Annotated in this window: 18 protein-coding genes; 13 read left to right on the forward strand and 5 right to left on the reverse strand. The window is 71.0% G+C overall.

Translation table 11 applies throughout. The annotated features are described in order from the left end of the window. Nucleotides 1-60: 60 nt before the first annotated feature. The 4 genes from IEY89_RS31900 to IEY89_RS31915 all read left to right on the forward strand — a co-directional run bounded on the left by IEY89_RS31900 (nt 61) and on the right by IEY89_RS31915 (nt 4188). Complete coding sequence (locus IEY89_RS31900) at nt 61-1059, forward strand: ABC transporter permease (protein ID WP_189151002.1); 999 nt, start codon at nt 61-63, stop codon at nt 1057-1059. Then, nucleotides 1056-2153, forward strand: a complete 1098-nt coding sequence (locus tag IEY89_RS31905; protein WP_189151003.1) for an ABC transporter ATP-binding protein — start codon at nt 1056-1058, stop codon at nt 2151-2153. Before IEY89_RS31900 ends, IEY89_RS31905 begins: the two co-directional genes overlap by 4 nt. 23 nt (nt 2154-2176) lie before the next feature. After that, nucleotides 2177-3424, forward strand: a complete 1248-nt coding sequence (locus IEY89_RS31910; protein ID WP_229695519.1) for an ABC transporter ATP-binding protein — start codon at nt 2177-2179, stop codon at nt 3422-3424. 95 nt (nt 3425-3519) lie between these two features. Then, complete coding sequence (locus tag IEY89_RS31915; RefSeq protein WP_189151005.1) at nt 3520-4188, forward strand: trimeric intracellular cation channel family protein; 669 nt, start codon at nt 3520-3522, stop codon at nt 4186-4188. Here the strand turns inward: IEY89_RS31915 and IEY89_RS31920 are convergent. After that, entirely contained in the window at nt 4085-5341 is a 1257-nt protein-coding gene (locus IEY89_RS31920; protein WP_189151006.1) for an alpha/beta hydrolase, read from the reverse strand. The two genes, IEY89_RS31915 and IEY89_RS31920, sit on opposite strands and share 104 nt — an antisense overlap. A gap of 149 nt (nt 5342-5490) precedes the next feature. On the opposite strand from IEY89_RS31920, the gene IEY89_RS31925 reads away from it, so the two are divergent. Next, a complete protein-coding gene (locus IEY89_RS31925; protein WP_189151007.1) occupies nt 5491-6351 on the forward strand; it encodes a thioesterase family protein in 861 nt (286 codons plus the stop codon). A gap of 201 nt (nt 6352-6552) precedes the next feature. Continuing rightward, on the forward strand, nt 6553-6903 hold the full coding sequence (locus IEY89_RS31930) for a hypothetical protein (RefSeq protein ID WP_189151008.1): 351 nt from the start codon (nt 6553-6555) through the stop codon (nt 6901-6903). Between the two features lie 88 nt (nt 6904-6991). Here IEY89_RS31930 and IEY89_RS31935 read toward each other — a convergent pair whose 3' ends face one another. Further along, nucleotides 6992-7618: a TetR family transcriptional regulator gene (locus IEY89_RS31935; RefSeq protein WP_189151009.1), complete on the reverse strand. Its 627-nt coding sequence runs from the start codon at nt 7616-7618 to the stop codon at nt 6992-6994. Nucleotides 7619-7743: 125 nt separating this feature from the next. On the opposite strand from IEY89_RS31935, the gene IEY89_RS31940 reads away from it, so the two are divergent. The 6 genes from IEY89_RS31940 to IEY89_RS31965 all read left to right on the forward strand — a co-directional run bounded on the left by IEY89_RS31940 (nt 7744) and on the right by IEY89_RS31965 (nt 13667). Beyond that, nucleotides 7744-7896, forward strand: coding sequence for a hypothetical protein (locus IEY89_RS31940; protein WP_189151010.1), 153 nt, complete (start codon nt 7744-7746; stop codon nt 7894-7896). Nucleotides 7897-7901: 5 nt separating this feature from the next. Then, nucleotides 7902-8177: a DUF4190 domain-containing protein gene (locus IEY89_RS31945; protein ID WP_189151011.1), complete on the forward strand. Its 276-nt coding sequence runs from the start codon at nt 7902-7904 to the stop codon at nt 8175-8177. 240 nt (nt 8178-8417) lie between these two features. Continuing rightward, complete coding sequence (locus IEY89_RS31950; protein ID WP_189151012.1) at nt 8418-9623, forward strand: LeuA family protein; 1206 nt, start codon at nt 8418-8420, stop codon at nt 9621-9623. Beyond that, a complete protein-coding gene (gene pheA / locus IEY89_RS31955) occupies nt 9620-10489 on the forward strand; it encodes a prephenate dehydratase (protein WP_189151013.1) in 870 nt (289 codons plus the stop codon). The genes IEY89_RS31950 and pheA overlap by 4 nt, the downstream gene beginning before the upstream one ends. Next, nucleotides 10486-12438 carry an FAD/NAD(P)-binding protein gene (locus IEY89_RS31960; protein WP_189151014.1) on the forward strand — a complete coding sequence of 651 codons (1953 nt, stop codon included), beginning with the start codon at nt 10486-10488 and terminating at the stop codon, nt 12436-12438. The genes pheA and IEY89_RS31960 overlap by 4 nt, the downstream gene beginning before the upstream one ends. After that, nucleotides 12435-13667, forward strand: coding sequence for a pyridoxal phosphate-dependent aminotransferase (locus IEY89_RS31965; RefSeq protein ID WP_229695520.1), 1233 nt, complete (start codon nt 12435-12437; stop codon nt 13665-13667). Before IEY89_RS31960 ends, IEY89_RS31965 begins: the two co-directional genes overlap by 4 nt. Before the next feature lie 28 nt (nt 13668-13695). On the opposite strand, the gene IEY89_RS31970 is transcribed toward IEY89_RS31965, so the two are convergent. After that, nucleotides 13696-14397 (reverse strand): response regulator transcription factor, encoded by a 702-nt coding sequence (locus IEY89_RS31970; protein ID WP_189151015.1) that lies wholly within the window; start codon nt 14395-14397, stop codon nt 13696-13698. Between the two features lie 282 nt (nt 14398-14679). Here IEY89_RS31970 and dhaL point away from each other — a divergent pair, with 282 nt between their 5' ends. Next, a complete protein-coding gene (dhaL, locus tag IEY89_RS31975) occupies nt 14680-15372 on the forward strand; it encodes a dihydroxyacetone kinase subunit DhaL (RefSeq protein WP_189151016.1) in 693 nt (230 codons plus the stop codon). 12 nt (nt 15373-15384) lie between these two features. Here the strand turns inward: dhaL and IEY89_RS31980 are convergent, their stop codons facing one another. Beyond that, complete coding sequence (locus IEY89_RS31980; protein WP_229695521.1) at nt 15385-16611, reverse strand: 3-deoxy-7-phosphoheptulonate synthase; 1227 nt, start codon at nt 16609-16611, stop codon at nt 15385-15387. A 287-nt stretch (nt 16612-16898) separates the two neighbouring features. After that, nucleotides 16899-17273, reverse strand: a complete 375-nt coding sequence (aroH, locus tag IEY89_RS31985) for a chorismate mutase (RefSeq protein WP_373287318.1) — start codon at nt 17271-17273, stop codon at nt 16899-16901. Between the last annotated feature and the right edge of the window lie 15 nt (nt 17274-17288).

Here is a 17288-nt window from a genome sequence, read left to right on the forward strand (position 1 = left end):
CGTGACTGCGGGCCACCGGAAGACCTCCGGTGGCCCGCAGTCCGCAGCGGGCCAAGAGCTGTGCTCGCTTACCTCATCAGGCGGCTGTTCGCCGCCGCAGTGATGCTCGTGGTCATCGTCATGGTGGTCTTCGGCATCTTCTTCCTCGTCCCCAAGTGGGCGGGAGTGGACATCGCCACGAGCTTCGTGGGCAAGCAGGCCGACCCGGCCGCCGTCGAGGGCGTGCGGCAGAAGCTGGGCCTGGGCGACCCGATCTACGCCCAGGTGTGGGAGTTCTTCAAGGGCATCTTCGTCGGCCGCACCTACTCGGGCGGCGGCGACACCATCCAATGCGCCGCGCCGTGCTTCGGCTACTCCTTCCGAAGCGAGCAGGCCGTCTGGCCGGTGCTGACCGACCGCTTCCCGGTGACCCTGGCTCTCGCGCTCGGCGCGGCCGTGCTGTGGCTGGTCTTCGGTGTGGCGGCGGGTGTGCTCTCCGCACTCAAGCGGGGCACCCTGTGGGACCGCGGGGCCATGGTGGTCGCCCTCGCGGGTGTCTCCCTGCCCATCTACTTCACCGGCATGCTCAGCCTGGCGGTCTTCGCCTTCGGGCTGAAATGGATCGACGCGCAGTACGTGCCACTGGAGGACAGCTTCTCCGGCTGGTTCGGCGCCATGATCCTGCCGTGGATCACCCTCGCGTTCCTCTACGCGGCGATGTACGCCCGGATCACCCGCGCCACCATGCTGGAGATCCTCGGCGAGGACTACATCCGTACCGCCCGTGCCAAGGGCCTCAAGGAACAGACGGTCATCGGCAAGCACGCCATGCGCTCGACGATGACGCCGATCCTGACCATGCTCGGCATGGACCTCGGCGCCCTCATCGGCGGCGCGATCCTGACCGAGTCCACGTTCAACCTGCCGGGTCTGGGCCGGGCCGTCCTCGACGCCATCAGGAACCAGGACCTCCCGATCATCGTGGGCGTCACCCTGATCACCTCCCTGGCCGTGCTCTTCGCCAACCTCGTGGTGGATGTCCTGTACGCCGTGATCGACCCCCGAGTGAGGCTGTCATGACCGAACTCAGCAAGAGCGGAGCGGCCGTGGGCGAGCCCACCACCGCGTCGTCGAGCGGGACCGCCTTCCTCGAAGTGCGTGATCTGAAGGTGCACTTCCCGACCGACGACGGCCTGGTCAAGTCCGTCGACGGGCTCAGCTTCCAGCTGGAGAAGGGCAAGACCCTCGGCATCGTGGGCGAGTCGGGCTCCGGCAAGTCGGTGACCTCCCTCGGCATCATGGGCCTGCACAGCGCCGGCCAGTACGGCAAGCGCAAGGCGCAGGTGTCCGGTGAGATCTGGCTGGACGGCACGGAGCTGCTGTCCGCCGACCCGGACTACGTACGCAAGCTGCGTGGCCGTGAGATGTCGATGATCTTCCAGGACCCGCTGTCGGCGCTGCACCCGTACTACACGATCGGCCAGCAGATCGTGGAGGCGTACCGCATCCACAACAAGGTCGACAAGAAGACGGCCAAGCGCCGTGCCGTGGAGATGCTCGACCGGGTCGGCATCCCGCAGCCGGACAAGCGGGTCGACAGCTACCCGCACGAGTTCTCGGGCGGTATGCGACAGCGCGCGATGATCGCGATGTCGCTGGTCAACAACCCCGAACTGCTCATCGCCGACGAGCCGACGACCGCCCTGGACGTGACGGTCCAGGCGCAGATCCTCGACCTCATCCGTGATCTGCAGACGGAGTTCGGCTCGGCCGTCATCATCATCACCCACGACCTGGGCGTCGTCGCCGAGCTGGCCGACGACATCCTGGTGATGTACGGGGGCCGCTGCGTCGAACGAGGACAGGCCGAGAAGGTGTTCTACGAGCCCCGGCACCCCTACACCTGGGGTCTGCTCGGCTCGATGCCGCGCCTGGACCGTGACCAGCAGGAGCGCCTCATCCCGGTCAAGGGTTCCCCGCCCTCCCTCATCAACATTCCGTCCGGCTGCGCCTTCAACCCGCGTTGCCCGTACGCGGACGTCCCCAAGGACAACGTCACCCGCACGGTCCGTCCCGAACTGGCCGAGGTCGCCAGTCGGCACTGGGCCGCCTGCCACATGACGCAGGAGCAGCGGGAGCGTATCTGGACCGAAGAGATTGCGCCGAAGCTGTGAGCGAGAAATCCGAGGACGCGGCAGTGACGAATCCCGCGCAGAGTGAGGGCGCCGTCCTCTCCAAGGACGCCGCTCCCGGCGAGACCTTGCTGAAGGTGACCGGCCTCCAGAAGCACTTCCCGATCCGTAAGGGTCTGCTCCAGCGGCAGGTCGGCGCGGTGCGCGCGGTCGACGGCATCGACTTCGAGGTCAGGTCCGGCGAGACCCTGGGTGTCGTGGGCGAGTCCGGCTGCGGCAAGTCGACGATGGGCCGGCTGATCACGCGCCTGCTCGAACCGACCGCCGGTACGGTCGAGTTCGAGGGCAAGGACATCACGCACCTCGGTGTCGGCGGGATGCGCCCGCTGCGCCGCGACGTGCAGATGATCTTCCAGGACCCGTACTCTTCCCTGAACCCGCGGCACACCATCGGCACGATCATCAGCGCTCCCTTCCGGCTCCAGGGGGTCGAGCCCGAGGGCGGCGTCAAGAGGGAAGTGCAGCGGCTGCTGTCGGTCGTGGGCCTCAACCCCGAGCACTACAACCGCTACCCGCACGAGTTCTCCGGCGGTCAGCGCCAGCGCATCGGCATCGCCCGCGCACTCGCCCTGAAGCCGAAGCTGGTCGTCGCGGACGAACCGGTCTCCGCGCTGGACGTGTCGATCCAGGCTCAGGTCGTCAACCTGATGGACGACCTCCAGCAGGAGCTGGGCCTGACCTACGTGATCATCGCGCACGACCTCTCGGTGGTCCGGCATGTGTCGGACCGGATCGCGGTGATGTACCTGGGCAAGATCGTCGAGTTGGCCGACCGCGAGTCGCTCTACAAGGCGCCGATGCACCCGTACACCAAGGCGCTGATGTCGGCTGTGCCGATCCCGGACCCGCGGCGCCGGTCGGCGAAGAGCGAGCGCATCCTGCTCAAGGGCGATGTGCCGTCGCCCATCTCGCCGCCGAGCGGCTGCCGGTTCCACACCCGGTGCTGGAAGGCGACGCAGATCTGCACGACGGTCGAGCCGCAGCTCGTGGAGCTCAAGCCCGGCCAGCGTGTCGCCTGCCACCACCCGGAGAACTTCGAGGACCAGGCCCCGCAGGACACCGTGCTGCTCACGGCCGCCAAGGAGGCGGCGGAGCTGGTGGCCGACGAGGTCCTGGCGGAGTCGGCGACGACGTCGGCGGCTGTGGCGGCGGAGGTCGCGGAGGTGGCGGCCTCGCCCACCGGTCCCGCGGCCGAGGAGACCCCGGACGCGGCTGCCTCCGACGAGCCGGAGACCGACCGCGACAGCAAGTAGGAGAAGTCCCTGTCGAACAGGATGCCCCGGCCGCCGGATTCACCGGCTGCCGGGGCATCCTCGTTCCAGAGGCCGTCCCCGGCGAGAATGCAGGGGTGATCCAGCAGCTCTTCAACCCCTCCGTCCAGCACACGCTCGACCTTGTCGGCATCTTCGTCTTCGCGATCTCGGGCGCCCTGCTCGCAGTCCGCAAGAACTTCGACGTCTTCGGGATCGCCGTCCTCGCCGAGGTCACCGCGCTGGGCGGCGGGCTGTTGCGGGACGTGGTCATCGGGGCGGTGCCGCCGGCCGCGTTCACGGATCTCGGGTACTTCGTGACGCCGCTGTTCGCCGCCCTGCTGGTCTTCTTCCTCCACCCGGAGGTGGAGCGCATCCAGGCCGGGGTGAACGTGTTCGACGCGGCGGGGCTCGGGTTGTTCTGTGTCACGGGCACGGTGAAGGCGTACGACTACGGTCTCGGCCTCACCGCCTCCGCCGCCCTCGGTCTCGCGACCGCCGTGGGCGGCGGAGTGCTGCGTGATGTGCTCGCCAACGAGGTTCCCTCACTGCTGCGGTGGGACCGTGACCTGTACGCGGTCCCGGCGATCGTCGGCTCCGCGCTGGTCGTCCTCTGCATCCGCTACGACGTGCTCAACCCGTTCACCAGCGGATTCGCGGTCGTCACGGCTTTCGTACTGCGGTTGCTCGCGATGCGGTTCCACTGGCGAGCGCCGCGCGCGTGGCACCGGCGGTCGACGGCTCGTGAGGACGAGTCCGCCGGGTAGGGCCGGTCGCGGAGCCGGTGTCCTTCCGGCCGCCCGCGTCGAACTGCTGGGTCAGCCAGCGGAACACCGTGGTGATCTGGGGCCGCCACAGCGCCATGTTGTGGCCGCCGTCGCTGCGCGGCAGGTACACCACGTCCACCGCCGTCGGCGCCTTCGCCACCTTCTGCAGCGCCAGGCCGGCCTCGTAGCCGTCGCCGGACTCGCCGGAGACGTAGAGCGCGACGGCGGGCGGGACACGGTCGTGCCGGAGGATCAGGTACGGATTGTTCGCGGCCCTCAGCCGCGGGGTCCGGGCGGCCAGCGAGAGGGGCTCGTCGGCCGGGTCGTTGTAGCCGGACATGGACACCGCGGCCCGGTAGCGGTCGGGGTGCGCGACGGCGAGCTTGGCCGCGCAGTGCGCTCCGGCCGAGTACCCGGCGACGGCCCAGCCGCCCGGCCCGCCCTCGGCACGGAAGTTGTCCGTGACCATCTTCGGTACGTCGACACTGAGCCAGGTGTCCGCGTCGACCCGGCCCGCGATGTTGGCGCAGCCCGTGTCCGCGTCGGCGATGAGCGTCGTGCGCGGCGACACCAGGATGAAGGGCGTGATCTGGCCGCTCCTCATCAGCGGCAGCAGTTGCTGGGGCGCGTGCAGTGAGCCGAACCAGGACTTCGCCGAGCCGGGGTAGCCGGGCAGCAGTTCGACGACCGGGAATCTGCGGTGCCGGTAGGCGGCCTGGTGGTACTGCGGCGGCAGCCAGACGTAGACCTCGGCGTCGACGCCCGAGACCTGGCCCCTGAGGTCGGTGACCTGGACACCGCCGGCCGCGTGCATGCCCGGTCCGTCGGCCTCGCGGAACGTCTGCCTCACCTTCGGCAGCTCGCGCAGCGAGATACCGCCGGTGCCGTCGGGGCCGAGGTCGGCGGCGGCCTGGACATGGTCGCCGGTGCCGAGGAGGTCGCCCCAGTTGTCGTACAGGTTGTTGGAGTCGTTCACCAGCAGGAACACCAGGGTGACCGCCGTGGCCTGGGCGAACAGCACCATCAGCAGCCGGGCGGCACCCCGCACGAGCGCGGGCCCGCGCACCCGGGACCAGAGGGCCAGGGGCAGCAGCACGGCGACGGCGACGAGCGTGATCGTCGTGAGGAGGAACGGCGTACCGGTGAGGCTCATGTCTGTGAGGAGGACGATCCGGCGCCGGAGGTCACGGCTGCGGACGAACCCTTACCCAAGACATTCCGGGCACTTACCAAGAGGTGATCCACAGGCTGGGGTGAACGAGAAAGCTACCGCTTAGTATTCTTCTGTTGTACCGTTCACCCATGCCAGAAGCAGCTTTCGCCCAGACCGCGCGAGCCACCATCGGTGACAGCGAGTTCGACCGCGACACCGCCGTCACCCGGCGTGCGCCCGGTGTCTACGACACCGAACTCTCCGCCGGCTGGATCATCATCAACGCCGTCAACGGCGGCTATCTGCTGGCGGTGCTGGGCCGCGCCCTCGCGGACGCGCTCCCGCACGGCGACCCGTTCAGTGTCTCCGCGCACTACCTCACCGCGTCCCGACCGGGTCCGGCCGTGGTCCGCACGGACGTGGTCCGTGCCGGACGCTCGCTGTCGACCGGCACGGCCTCGCTCTTCCAGTACGACGACGAGGGCCAGGAGATCGAGCGGATCCGCGTCCTCGCCTCGTACGGCGACCTGGACGCCCTCGCCGACGACGTCCGCACGACGGCCGAGCCGCCCTCGCTGCCGCCCATGGACCAGTGCTTCGGCCCGCAGGACGCACCCGCCCCCATCCCCGGCAGCTCCGCCATCGCCGACCGGCTGATGCTGAAGCTCGACCCGGCCACCCTCGGCTGGGCGCTCGGCGCGCCCTCCGGCAAGGGGGAGATGCGGTCCTGGTTCGGGCTCGCCGACGGCCGTGACGCCGACCCCCTCTCGCTGCTCCTCGCCGTCGACGCGCTGCCGCCGACCGCGTTCGAGATCGGCCTCTCCGGCTGGGTCCCGACGGTCGAACTGACCGTGCACGTGCGCTGCCGGCCCGCCCCGGGTCCGTTGCGGGTCTCGATAACGACCCGCAACCTGGCCGGAGGCTTCCTGGAGGAGGACGCCGAGGTCTGGGACAGCGCGGACCGACTCGTCGCCCAGTCACGGCAGTTGGCGAGCGTTCGGCTCGGATGAGGGTCGGGTGAGGGCTTCTGTCACGGACCTGTACCAGCGGGTAGTTCGCTCTCCGGAGGGAAAGGCCAGGTCAGGAGCGTTTCTATAGATGTGCTTTACCTGACGCACAGACAGGAAACAGGGCGGTCCCAGGCAAGTCCCAGGTGTCGTTGATTCGATGCCCGCCTCGAAACTCCCTCATCTTTCCTGGAGTTGTTCCTCATGAAGCGTGTGCGCCTCGTCCCCGCCGTGGCCCTGCTGGCGCTGTCCTCGCTGGTCCTCACCGCCTGCGGTTCGGGTGACACGTCGTCCTCGAACGGTGGCAACTCCGGCGACTCCGGTACCTCCGGGCAGAGTTGCCGGCCCCCCTCGGGCATGCCGTCCGGTTTCCCGTCGGGGGCGCCCAGCGGTGCCCCGTCAGGTCTGCCGACCGACGGTGCCTCGGGACTTCCCTCGGGTCTGCCTACCGGGGCGGCTCCGTCAGGTATGCCGTCCGGGATGCCCTCCGGTATGCCGTCCGGCGGCGGCTGTGGCGGCCCCGGCGGCGGTCAGGGGCAGGGCAACCAGCAGTAGGACCGGCGGCCCCGCGGGTACGACGTGGGCGGCGCGCCCGACGGACGGGCGCGCCGCCCACGCGTCTTCCCGGAGCGTTCCGCGGAGGTCAGGCCAGCCAGTGTCTGCGGCCGATGACGATCAGGCGCATCCGGCGGGTCGCCAGACGGGCCACCTCCTCGCGCCGCGCCGCCGGGGCGTCCAGCGTCTCCAGGAACTGGGAAGCCGTCACCAGCATGTGGTCGACGTAGAGGCCGGCGAGCATCAGCAGGTCCTCCTGCGTCCAGCCCTCGGACTCGGGCTGTTCGGCGAGCGCGTCCCGCACCTCCTCGGCGAACCGGGCCAGTTGGTCCCGGATGGCCTCGCGGACCGGCTGGACCCCGCCGTGCCGCTCGCGCGCGATGAAGCGGACATGGGCGGGCTGCGCCTGGACGTGACCGGCGATCAGGCCGACCGCGCGGACTATGCGGTCCTCGCTGTCGCCGGACCCGGACACCGTCGTACCGATCATCGGGTGGAGGCTGCCGAGCGCCTCCTCGACGAGGGCGACGCCAAGGTCGGCGGTGGAGCGGAAGTGGCGGTAGAAGGCGGTCGGGGCGACGCCGACGGCGCGGGTGACCTCGCGCAGACCGAGGCTGCTCAGGCTCTGGTCCTCCAGCAGGCCGAGCGCCGCGTCCAGCAGCGCCTGCCGGGTCTTCTGCTTCTGGACCTGTCGGATGCCGAGCGTGTGACTCATGCCATGCAGTTAACAACTGTTCTCTGTAATTGAAAAGCCGGGAAGCGGGTTAGACTCAAGAGTCAGTGGACAAGTGTTACTACAACCGTTCACTGAACTGTAACGAACGAAAGGGATCTCCTCCCATGTTCTTCCTCGTGGCCGTCCTTCTGCTGCTGGGCATGGTGCTGGGCAGTGTCGCCCATCTCCCGGTCTCGTTCACCGTCCTTGCCGCCGCCGGCATCGCCGCCTGGCTCGGCATCTTCGCGCTCCGTGAGCGCCTCGCCCGTCGGAGCTGATCACCGTGCAACTCACCGCATCGGCCACCGGCCGTACCGAGCGCACCGCCCCCCGCGACGCCGACGGCATGGCCGTCGCGTCCTTCGTCCTCGGCCTGCTGGGCCTGCTGGTCCTCAACATCTTCCTCGGCCCCATCGCCATCACGCTGGCCGCCGTCGCCCTCTGGCGCGGCACGAAGAGGCGCGGCCGGGCCGTCCTGGGCCTCGGTCTCGGCGTGGCCGACCTGGTCGTCCTGGTCACCCTCATGCAGATGGACAACACCGTCTCGTGGAGCTTCTGACGCCCGCGCCGGAAGTCTGAGGACCGCACCCCGCCCGACGCATCGCCCTCCGGAGGAGGCCGCGCGGGCGGGTCGGTCTTTTGGTGGACCCCGCTCCACCAAAGGCGCGGGAGCGGTACCCGGTGGAGGACGCCGTCCCCCGCGTTCCTCCATCGGCGGATGACGCGGCCCGCCCGCGCCCGAAGGATCTGAACCGTTCGGCCGAGGTGACCGAGCGTTTTCCAGGTCCTTGGGGGAGAAGTGAACGAGCACGCAACGGCCCGTCGCATATCGGTCTTCGACACCACCCTCCGCGACGGCGAGCAGGCGCCGGGCAACGCGATGACGCCCGACCAGAAGCTGGAACTGGCCCTGCTCATCGCCGGGTTGGGGGTGGACACCATCGAGGCGGGCTTCCCCGCCTCCTCGCCCAGCGACTTCGAGGCGACGCGGCTGATCTCGAAGGAACTGGCCGGCACCAGGTTCGCCACGTTCTCCCGGACCGCCCGCCGGGACGTCGAACTCGCCGTCGAGGCGGGCGGCATCGACAACCACCAGGTGCAGATGGTCGCCACCGGCAGCCAGATCCATCTGACCCACAAGCGCGGCATCACCCGGCACGCGGCCGTCCAGGAAGTCGTCGACACCGTACGGTTCGCCTCCTCGCTCGGCGTCACCGACATCGCCGTCGGCATCGAGGACGCCAGCCGCGGCGAGGACGACCTGCTGCGCGCCCTGACGGAGTCCGCCGTGGACGCGGGCGCGACCTGCATCATCCTGGCCGACACGACCGGCTGCCACACGCCCGAGGAGTTCGGCGCCCTCATCGGCAAGATCCGCCGCTGGGCACCGCCGCCCGTCAAGGTCTCCACCCACTGCCACAACGACTTCGGCCTGGCCACCGCCAACACCCTGGCCGGGCTCGCGGCGGGCGCGGACGAGGTCCAGGTCGCCCTCGGCGGCATCGGCGAACGGGCCGGCAACACCTCCCTGGAGGAGGTCGCCGCGGTCCTCGCCTACAAGAGCGAGATCCTCGGCCTCACCACGGACATCCGCCTCGACGCCATGTACCCGGCCTACCAGCGGCTGCGCGAGATCATCCGGCTGGAGGAGCCCCGCAACAAGCCCCTCTTCGGCAAGTACGTCTTCGGCACCGCCGCCGGCATCCACCAGCAGGGCATGCTCAGCGACCCGAGCACCTACGAGTACGTCGAGCCCGCCCGCTTCGGCCGCGAACGCTCCCTGCTCATCGGCCGCCACTCCGGCCGCACCGTCCTGCGCCACCTCCTGGAGCAGCTGTCCGTACGGGTCGACGAGGCCGAGCTGGACGAGCTGTACCGCGTCCACATCGCCGAACGCGCGCAGGGCGACTGCGAGGACCTGTCCGTCGTACGGGACCGGCTCGCCCGTGACCTCGGCGCCCGGGCGGCCGGCGAAGCGCTGACCACGGTGGGCGCGGGCCGATGACCTACGCGTATCTCGGCCCGGAGGGCACCTTCACCGAGTCCGCCGTGCGGCGGCTCGCGGGGGGTTCGGTACGCGACGCCGTGCCGTTTCCCAGCGTGCCGGCCGCCGTGGAGTCGCTCGTGTCCGGCCGGTCCGAGCGGGCGGTGGTGCCGCTGGAGAACTCCGTGAGCGGTGTAGTGCCGGCCACGCTCGGTGAACTCGTCACGCACGCCGGGCGGATCAGGATCGACGCCCAGCTGTCCATCGGCGTCAGCTTCGACCTCATGGCCGCCGCCGGAACCGAACTGTCCGACGTACGCCGGGTGGTCACCCATCCGCACGCGCACGGGCAGTGCGGCCGGTGGGTCCGGCGGCATCTGCCGCACGCCGAGCTGGTCACCGCCGCCTCGACGGCGGAGGCCGCCCGCGCGGTCGCGGACCGGACGGCACCGCGCGACGCGGCGATCGCGAGCTCCGCAGCCGCCGCCCGCTACGGGCTGACCGTGCTGGCCTCGGACATCGGCGCCCGCCAGGACGCCATGACGCGGTTCGTGTCGCTGCGCCGCAGCGGCCCGGAGGGGCCGCCCACCGACCGGGACCGCACCGCCCTGCTGATCACCTCCGACCGCTCCGATCCCGGGGTGCTCACCGGGGTCCTCGGCGAGCTGAGCGCCCGGCAGGTCTCGGTCACCTGGATCCAGTCCTGGCCCCGCCCGGCCGAGCACGGGCGCTACCACTTCCTGGTCGAGGTCGACGGGCACATCACGGAGGGCGGGCTCGCCGAGGCCGTCGTCGCGATGCGCCGGGGCGTCGACTCCCTGACCCTGCTCGGGAGTTACCCGTATCTGGTCGACCATGCCCTGGTCGGGGAGAGGACCGCCGCATGAGCGGGACACGTATCGCCGTCATAGGCAGCGGGCCCAGAGGAATGATGGTCCTCGAACGGCTCGTCGCCCGCCTCGCCGAACAGCACGGCCGGACGGGTGCGCGGGAACCGCTGGAGGTCAGGATCTTCCTGGTGGACGCGGTGGAACCGGGCGCCGGTCAGGTCTACCGCACCGACCAGCCCGACTGGTTCCTGATGAACACCGTGGCGGGCCAGATCTCCGCCTACTCGGGCGTGCCCGACGGCGGCCCGGCCCGGGCGGGGGCAGGACCCTCGTTCGGCGAATGGTGGCAGGCCGTCGATCCGGCGAACTACCCCGGTCCGGACAGCTACGCGCCCCGCGGGCAGTACGGCCGCTATCTGCGCTCGGTGCTCGCCGCCGTCCAGGAGTCCCTGCCGCCCGGTGTACGGCTGCGCTGCATCAAGGAGAGGGCCGAGGACGTCGTCCGGGGCGCCGGCCGCTACCGGCTCACCCTCTCCGGCGGCGAACGGCTCGACGTCGACCGGGTCGTCCTCACCACCGGCCACGCGAGCAACGAACTCACCGGCCGCGAGGGCGACCTCGCCGACTTCGCCGTACGCCACCCCGAACTCCGGTACATCCAGGGCGGTTCGGCGGCCGACATGCCCCTCGACGACATCCCGGCCGGCTCCCGGGTCGGGGTCATCGGCCTCGGCCTGTCCTTCTACGACGTGATGGCCGCCCTCACCCTGGGCCGCGGCGGCGCCTTCGCCGAACGCCCGGACGGCACCCTCCGCTACCTCCCCAGCGGCACCGAACCGGTGATCGTCGCCGGGTCCCGCAGCGGGATGCCGCTGCACGCGCGGGGCCACAACCAGAAGCCCCCGACCTACTCCTACCGCCCGGTCCTCTTCACCCCGGAACGCGTGCGCGCCCACCGGCCCTGGGGGCCACTCGACTTCGCCGAGCACGTCTACCCGTGGCTGAAGGCCGAGATCGACCTCGTCTACTACGGCACCGCCCTGCGCCGCGCCCTCGGCACCGACTCCGCCGCCCGGTTCACCGACCGGGTGACGAGCGCCGCCGACACCGGCGTACCCCAGGTAGCGGACTTCGCGGAGCAGTTCGGTCTGCGCGACCAGTCGCCGCTCGACCTCGACACGCTGGCCCGGCCGTTCGAGCAGCAGGGGTTCACCGGGCCCGCCGAGTTCCGCCGGGTGCTGCGCAAGGAGATCGAGCAGGACCTCGCGAACGCCGCCGAGGGCAACGTCGACTCGCCGCTGAAGGCCGCGCTGGACGTCATGCGGGACACCCGCTGGGTCATCCGTGAGCTGGTCGACTTCTCGGGGCTGACGGCGCGCTCGCAACGGGACGACTTCCTCGGCTGGTACGTGCCCAGGGCGTCCTTCCTCGCGGCGGGCCCGCCGCGCGTCCGGCTCCGGCAGGTGCTGGCCCTGCTCGACAGCGGGCACCTGCACATCGTGGGCCCGCACACCCGCTACGACACGGACGCGGCGACCGGTCGGTACGTGGTCTCCTCGCCCCGCGTCGAGGGCTCCGCCCTCGCGGTCACCACCCTGGTGGACGCCCGCGTCCCCGACCCCGACCTGCGCCGCAACACCCAGCCCCTCACGGCGCGGCTGCGCGAGCGGGGCGTGTGGACGAGCTATGTGAACCGGGAGGAAGTCCCTCGGGAAGGCGTCCATCGGGAGCCGGGCGAGGCCTACGACACGGGTGGGGTCGCGGTGACCCGGAGTCCGTTCCATCCCGTCGACCACGAGGGCCGCGCCGACGAGGGCATGTACGTGCTCGGCATTCCCACGGAGCACACGCGCTGGTTCATGCAGGTCGGCAGCAGCAGACCCGGCATGTGGAGCGACTTCGTCCGGGACGCCGACCGGATCGCGGAACACGCGCTGGAGGCACGGCCGGCGAGCGCGGCGGTGCGCGGCGCCGGTGAGCGGCCGGCGGAGAGGCGGGCGGGATGAACGAGCGGACGAAGGAGAGCAGCCGGGTGGGTACGGACCGGATGGGCGGCGTACGCGTCGCACAGCGCTTCTCGGGGGTCGAGCGGTCCGCGACCGTGGCCCTGCTGGAGACCGTCCAGAGGCTGCGCCGGGAGGGCGTCGACGTACTCGATCTCAGCGGCGGGGAACCGGACTTCACGACCCCGCAGACCGTGATCGCGGAGGCCGTGTCGGCGCTGGAGGGCGGCGACACGCACTACACCCCGAGCCGTGGCCTGCCCGAACTCCTGGGCGCCATCGGGGAGAAGCTGGCCACCGAGAACGGCGTCCACGTCGATCCGGCCACCGGGATCATCGTCACCCCGTCCGCCAAGCAGGCGTTGTTCACCGCGCTGATGACGGTGCTCGACCCGGGCGACGAGGTGATCGTGCCGACGCCCGCCTGGGTCAGCTATCCGGCGATGGCCGCGCTGATCGGGGCCCGTGCGGTGCCGGCGGAACTCCGCGCGGAGGACGGTTTCCGGCTCTCCCGGCAGCTGCTGGAGGGCCGGCTGACGGACCGGACCCGGGCGTTGGTGATCAACACCCCGGCCAACCCGACGGGTCACGTACTGGACGGGGAGGAGGCGGCGGAGATCGTGGCGTTCGCGGTCGAGCACAACCTCGTGCTGATCGTGGACGAGATCTACGAGAAGATCGTGTACGACGGTCACCGCCACCTCAGCCTCGCGAGCCTGCCCGGCGTGGCGGAACGGACCCTGACCGTCAACGGCTTCTCGAAGGCGTACGCCATGACGGGCTGGCGGCTGGGCTACCTCGCCGGTCCCGGGCCGCTGATCGCGCAGGCCCTCAAGGTCCAGGAGCACACGGTGAGTTGTGCCGCGTCCTTCGTGCAGCGCGGGGGAGTGGCCGCGCTCACCGGGGCCGCCGACGACATCGCCGCGATGCTGAAGGAGTACACCGTCCGCAGGGAGCTGACGGTCACCGCCCTGAACGCCCTGCCGGGGGTCAGCTGCGCCTATCCGGAGGGTGCCTTCTACGCCTTCGCCGACATCCGGGGCACCGGCCTGACCTCGGCGGCCTTCGCCCAGCTCCTGCTGGAGCGGGCGGCGGTCACGGTCGCACCGGGCTCGGCGTTCGGCGCGGGCGGCGAAGGACACGTACGTCTGTCCTTCGCCGCGTCACGGGACGTGCTGGAGGGGGTCGGTGAACGCCTGACCCGGCTGGCGGAGGAGTGGCCCGCGCCCTGAAGGGGCGCGGGGCTGCCCCCCACAGGCGTTAGGTGACCGCGTATCCCGCGGAGCGCTCGCACTGCTGGAAGAGCAGCACCGCCTCAAGGCGGTTCCGGGCGCCCAGCTTGGTCAGTACGTGCGAGACGTGGCTCTTGACGGTCGCCGGTGACACCCGCAGCCGTACCGCCGTCTCCGCCGTCGACATCCCCTCCGCGAGATTGCGCATGACCTCCTGCTCACGTGAGGTGAGCGTGTGCAGGAGGTGTTCCGTGCCGGCCGGGGCCGGGCTCGGCGCGGCGGGTGTCCGCCGGGCGTAGAGGGTGTGCAGTTCGGGCGAGAGCACCGTGTGCCCGGACGCCACCGCGCGGATGGCCGCCGCGAGCCCGGCGACCTTGATGTTCTTCACCAGACAGCCCATGGCGCCCGCCGCGAAGGCCGCGTCCAGACGGCGCTGGGTCCAGCCGGTGCCGATGAGCAGAACGCCCACCTTCCGCAGCTCCAGCTGCCTGACCAGGCCGGTGGACTCCTCGTGCGGGGCGACCGCCAGGACGACCACGTCGACCCGGTCCAGTGGCCACTGCCGCAGGGGCTGATGGTTGTTGACGCTGCCCGTCACCACGAGCTGTGCTGAGGCGCCGAGGACGCGGGCCAGGACGTGCCGGGAGATGGGGTCGTGGTCCGCCACCAGCACGCGCGCTGTGGTCTCCGCGGCCTGGTCCATGCCGAAGAGGTCACGCTCGAGAGACATGCTGTACGCCCTTCGTATGTCTGCGAATGAGGCTTGGCATGATCATGGAGCGTAGTCATCTGAATACGGTTCAGCAATACCGAACCGTGTTTTGGCTCAATGGTGCCGATTTCCCGCCCGGCTCATTTCCCTCCCCGTGAAATCCAGGCCACTCTGGCGTGATTGCGATGGTGCGTTCGCAAAGTTTGACCTCCCTTGGTACGGGCGTCGTTGACCGTGATCATGGCTAGGCATAACGTCTGATTTTCTAGGGGGCGATGACTGTGGCTGAAGGGTGCTGTTGTGGACAGCGTGCTGGCCAGGGACTGGATTTGGGCCTTTGCGACCGCGGCCCATGCGGAGAAACGGCGGCTGACCACCCTCGACTCCGCGATCGGCGACGGGGACCACGGTGTGAACCTGTGTCGGGGCCTGTCGCGCGTACGCGAACTGCTGCTGCGGGACGAGGAGGCACCCGGCGCGGCCGGTGAACTGTTCACCGAGACCGGGGCGTTGCTCCGTTCCCATGTCGGCGGCGCCTCGGGGGTGCTGTACGGCAGCGCCTTCCAGGCGATCGGCGGCGCGCTGCCGATGAGCGAGGTCGACGTGGACCGGTTCGCGGACGCGCTCGACGCCGGGCTCGCCGCCACGGTCAAGCTGGGGGCGGCGGTGCCCGGCGACAAGACCATGGTCGACGCCTTCACCCCGGCCGTCACCGCGTTCCGTGACTTCCGGTCGGCGCAGCCGGCCGACGTCGGCACGGTCTCCCAGGTCCCCGCCAGGGCGAGGGATCTGGCCGATGCGGCCCAGGCCGCGGCGGTGGCCGCCAGGGACGGCGCCCTGGCCACCATCCCGATGCAGGCCCGCAAGGGGCGCGCCTCCTACCTCGGCCCGCGCAGCATCGGCCATCTCGATCCCGGCGCCGCCTCCACGGAGCTGCTCTTCAGATCGCTCGCCCTGGCGGCGAAGGGGTGGGCCGTCCCGTCGTCGGCCTGAGGACGCGTGCCGTCAGGCGGCGCCCCAGGCACCCGCCACGGTGAACGCCTGCTGCGGGTTGAGCCGGGGGTCGCACAGCGAGGTGTAGTGCTCGGCCACGCCTGCCACGCCGTCGGCTCCCCACGCGCACTCGGTCACCGGGTCGGGAGTGGTCTCCAGATGCAGTCCCGCGGCCACCCCGCCCGCCCCGGCGACGGCCGCCTGGAAGCCCACCACCTCCTCGATCAGCACCGGCACGAGCCGGGTCTTGTGGCCCGACGGCGCGGTGACCGTGTTGCCGTGCATCGGGTCGCACAGCCAGGCCGCCGGGTGCCCCGCCTCCCGTACGGCGGTGACCAGCCGGGGCAGTTTCGACGCCACACCGGCCGCGCCCATGCGGGCGATGAGGGTGAGCCGGCCGGGTTCCCGGTCGGGGTCCAGCAGAGCGCACAGGCGCAGCAGGGCGTCGGGGTCGGTGCTGGGGCCGACCTTGCAGGCCAGCGGGTTGGTGACCTGGGCGAGCATCCGCGCGTGGGCCGCGTCCGGCTGACGGGTGCGTTCACCGATCCACGGCAGGTGGGTGGACGTCAGCATGGTCTGGCCGGTGGGTGTGCGCCGCAGGAAGGGCAGCTCGTAGTCGAGGAGGAGTGCCTCGTGACTCGTCCACACCGGTGCCCCGGTGGGCGGGTTCCAGCCGCCGGTGCGCCCACGCAGGAAGGCGGTGGCCCGCTGAGCCGCCGCGTAACACTCCAGCATGCGTTCGGCCCGGGCCTGCCTGGCCTCCGCGTCCGGCGCCGGATCGTTCACCAACGGCCCTCGGAACACCGGGAGTTCGACGCCGTCCACCTGCTCGGTCGGTGAGCTGCGCGGCTTGGCGAACTGGCCGGCGATCCGACCGATCCGGATCACCGGCCTGCCGGTGTTCACCTTCATGATCCCGGCCAGCGCGTCGAGCACCCCGACCTTGCGGGCGACCGCCGACGGGGTGCACTCGGCGGGGTCCTCGGCGCAGTCGCCGGCCTGGATCACCTGGTACTCCCCGGCGGCGGCCTGGGCCAGCAGCATCCGCAGGACCTCGGTCTCCTCCCAGGTCACCAGACCGGGCAGCCGGGCGAGTTCGGCCCGCACGGCGGTGGCCCGGAGCGGGTCGCTCCACTGCGGCTGCTGGTGCGCGGGCGCGGCCAACCAGGCGTCCGGGGCCGCGGGTCGCGGCTCGGTGGGGTCGTAGAGGGGCGGCGAGGGCGGGTACGACGAGGTCACGGTCGGGCTCCTTCGGGCCGGGGGCGTGCGGTCGGCCGGGGTAGGTCGTTCATCGGGCGCCGGAAGCGACGGCGTCCGTCGGGCGTGGGGGGAGCGTGCGACGGGCGCGGGCACCGGACCCTGCTGCGGCGGGCGACACGTGGGTGAAGTCCCGGACGGCTCGGGCGAGTTCGGCCTGGTCCGGGCCGTCCAAGCCGTCTGGGCAGTACAGGCCGTACGGGAAGCCGCCCGCCGGGGAAGCGCGTGCCGCGACCCTCGTCCACGGTTCGGTGTCCGGGGCTCGACGGCTACGGCCCGATCCGGCCGGCGGGCCCGAGATCAGGGCGCAGCGCTGCCGCGCCGTGCAGATAGACATGCGAGGCGGCGGACCGGGAGCGGGTGGAATGGGTGTGCACGAGCACCCGGACGGTGCGCGGAATCCCGTGCGGTACGGCGAGTTCGGCCGCGCACATCAGGGGCACGTCGACCAGACCCATCTCCCGGGCGGCGCGCGCCGGGTAGTCGGCGGTCAGGTCCGGGCTGGCCGTGAACCAGATGCTGATCAGGTCCGCCGGATCGAGCGCGTTGCGGGTGAACAGTTCCTGGAGCAGCTCGATGGTGGCCGAGACGATGGACCGGGGGGCGTCGGAGTCCACCTGGGTGGCGCCCCGCAGAGCCAGCACCCTTGGCGGGGGCGG

It is taken from the genome of Streptomyces lacrimifluminis, from assembly GCF_014646095.1.
Lineage (GTDB): Bacteria > Actinomycetota > Actinomycetes > Streptomycetales > Streptomycetaceae > Streptomyces > Streptomyces lacrimifluminis.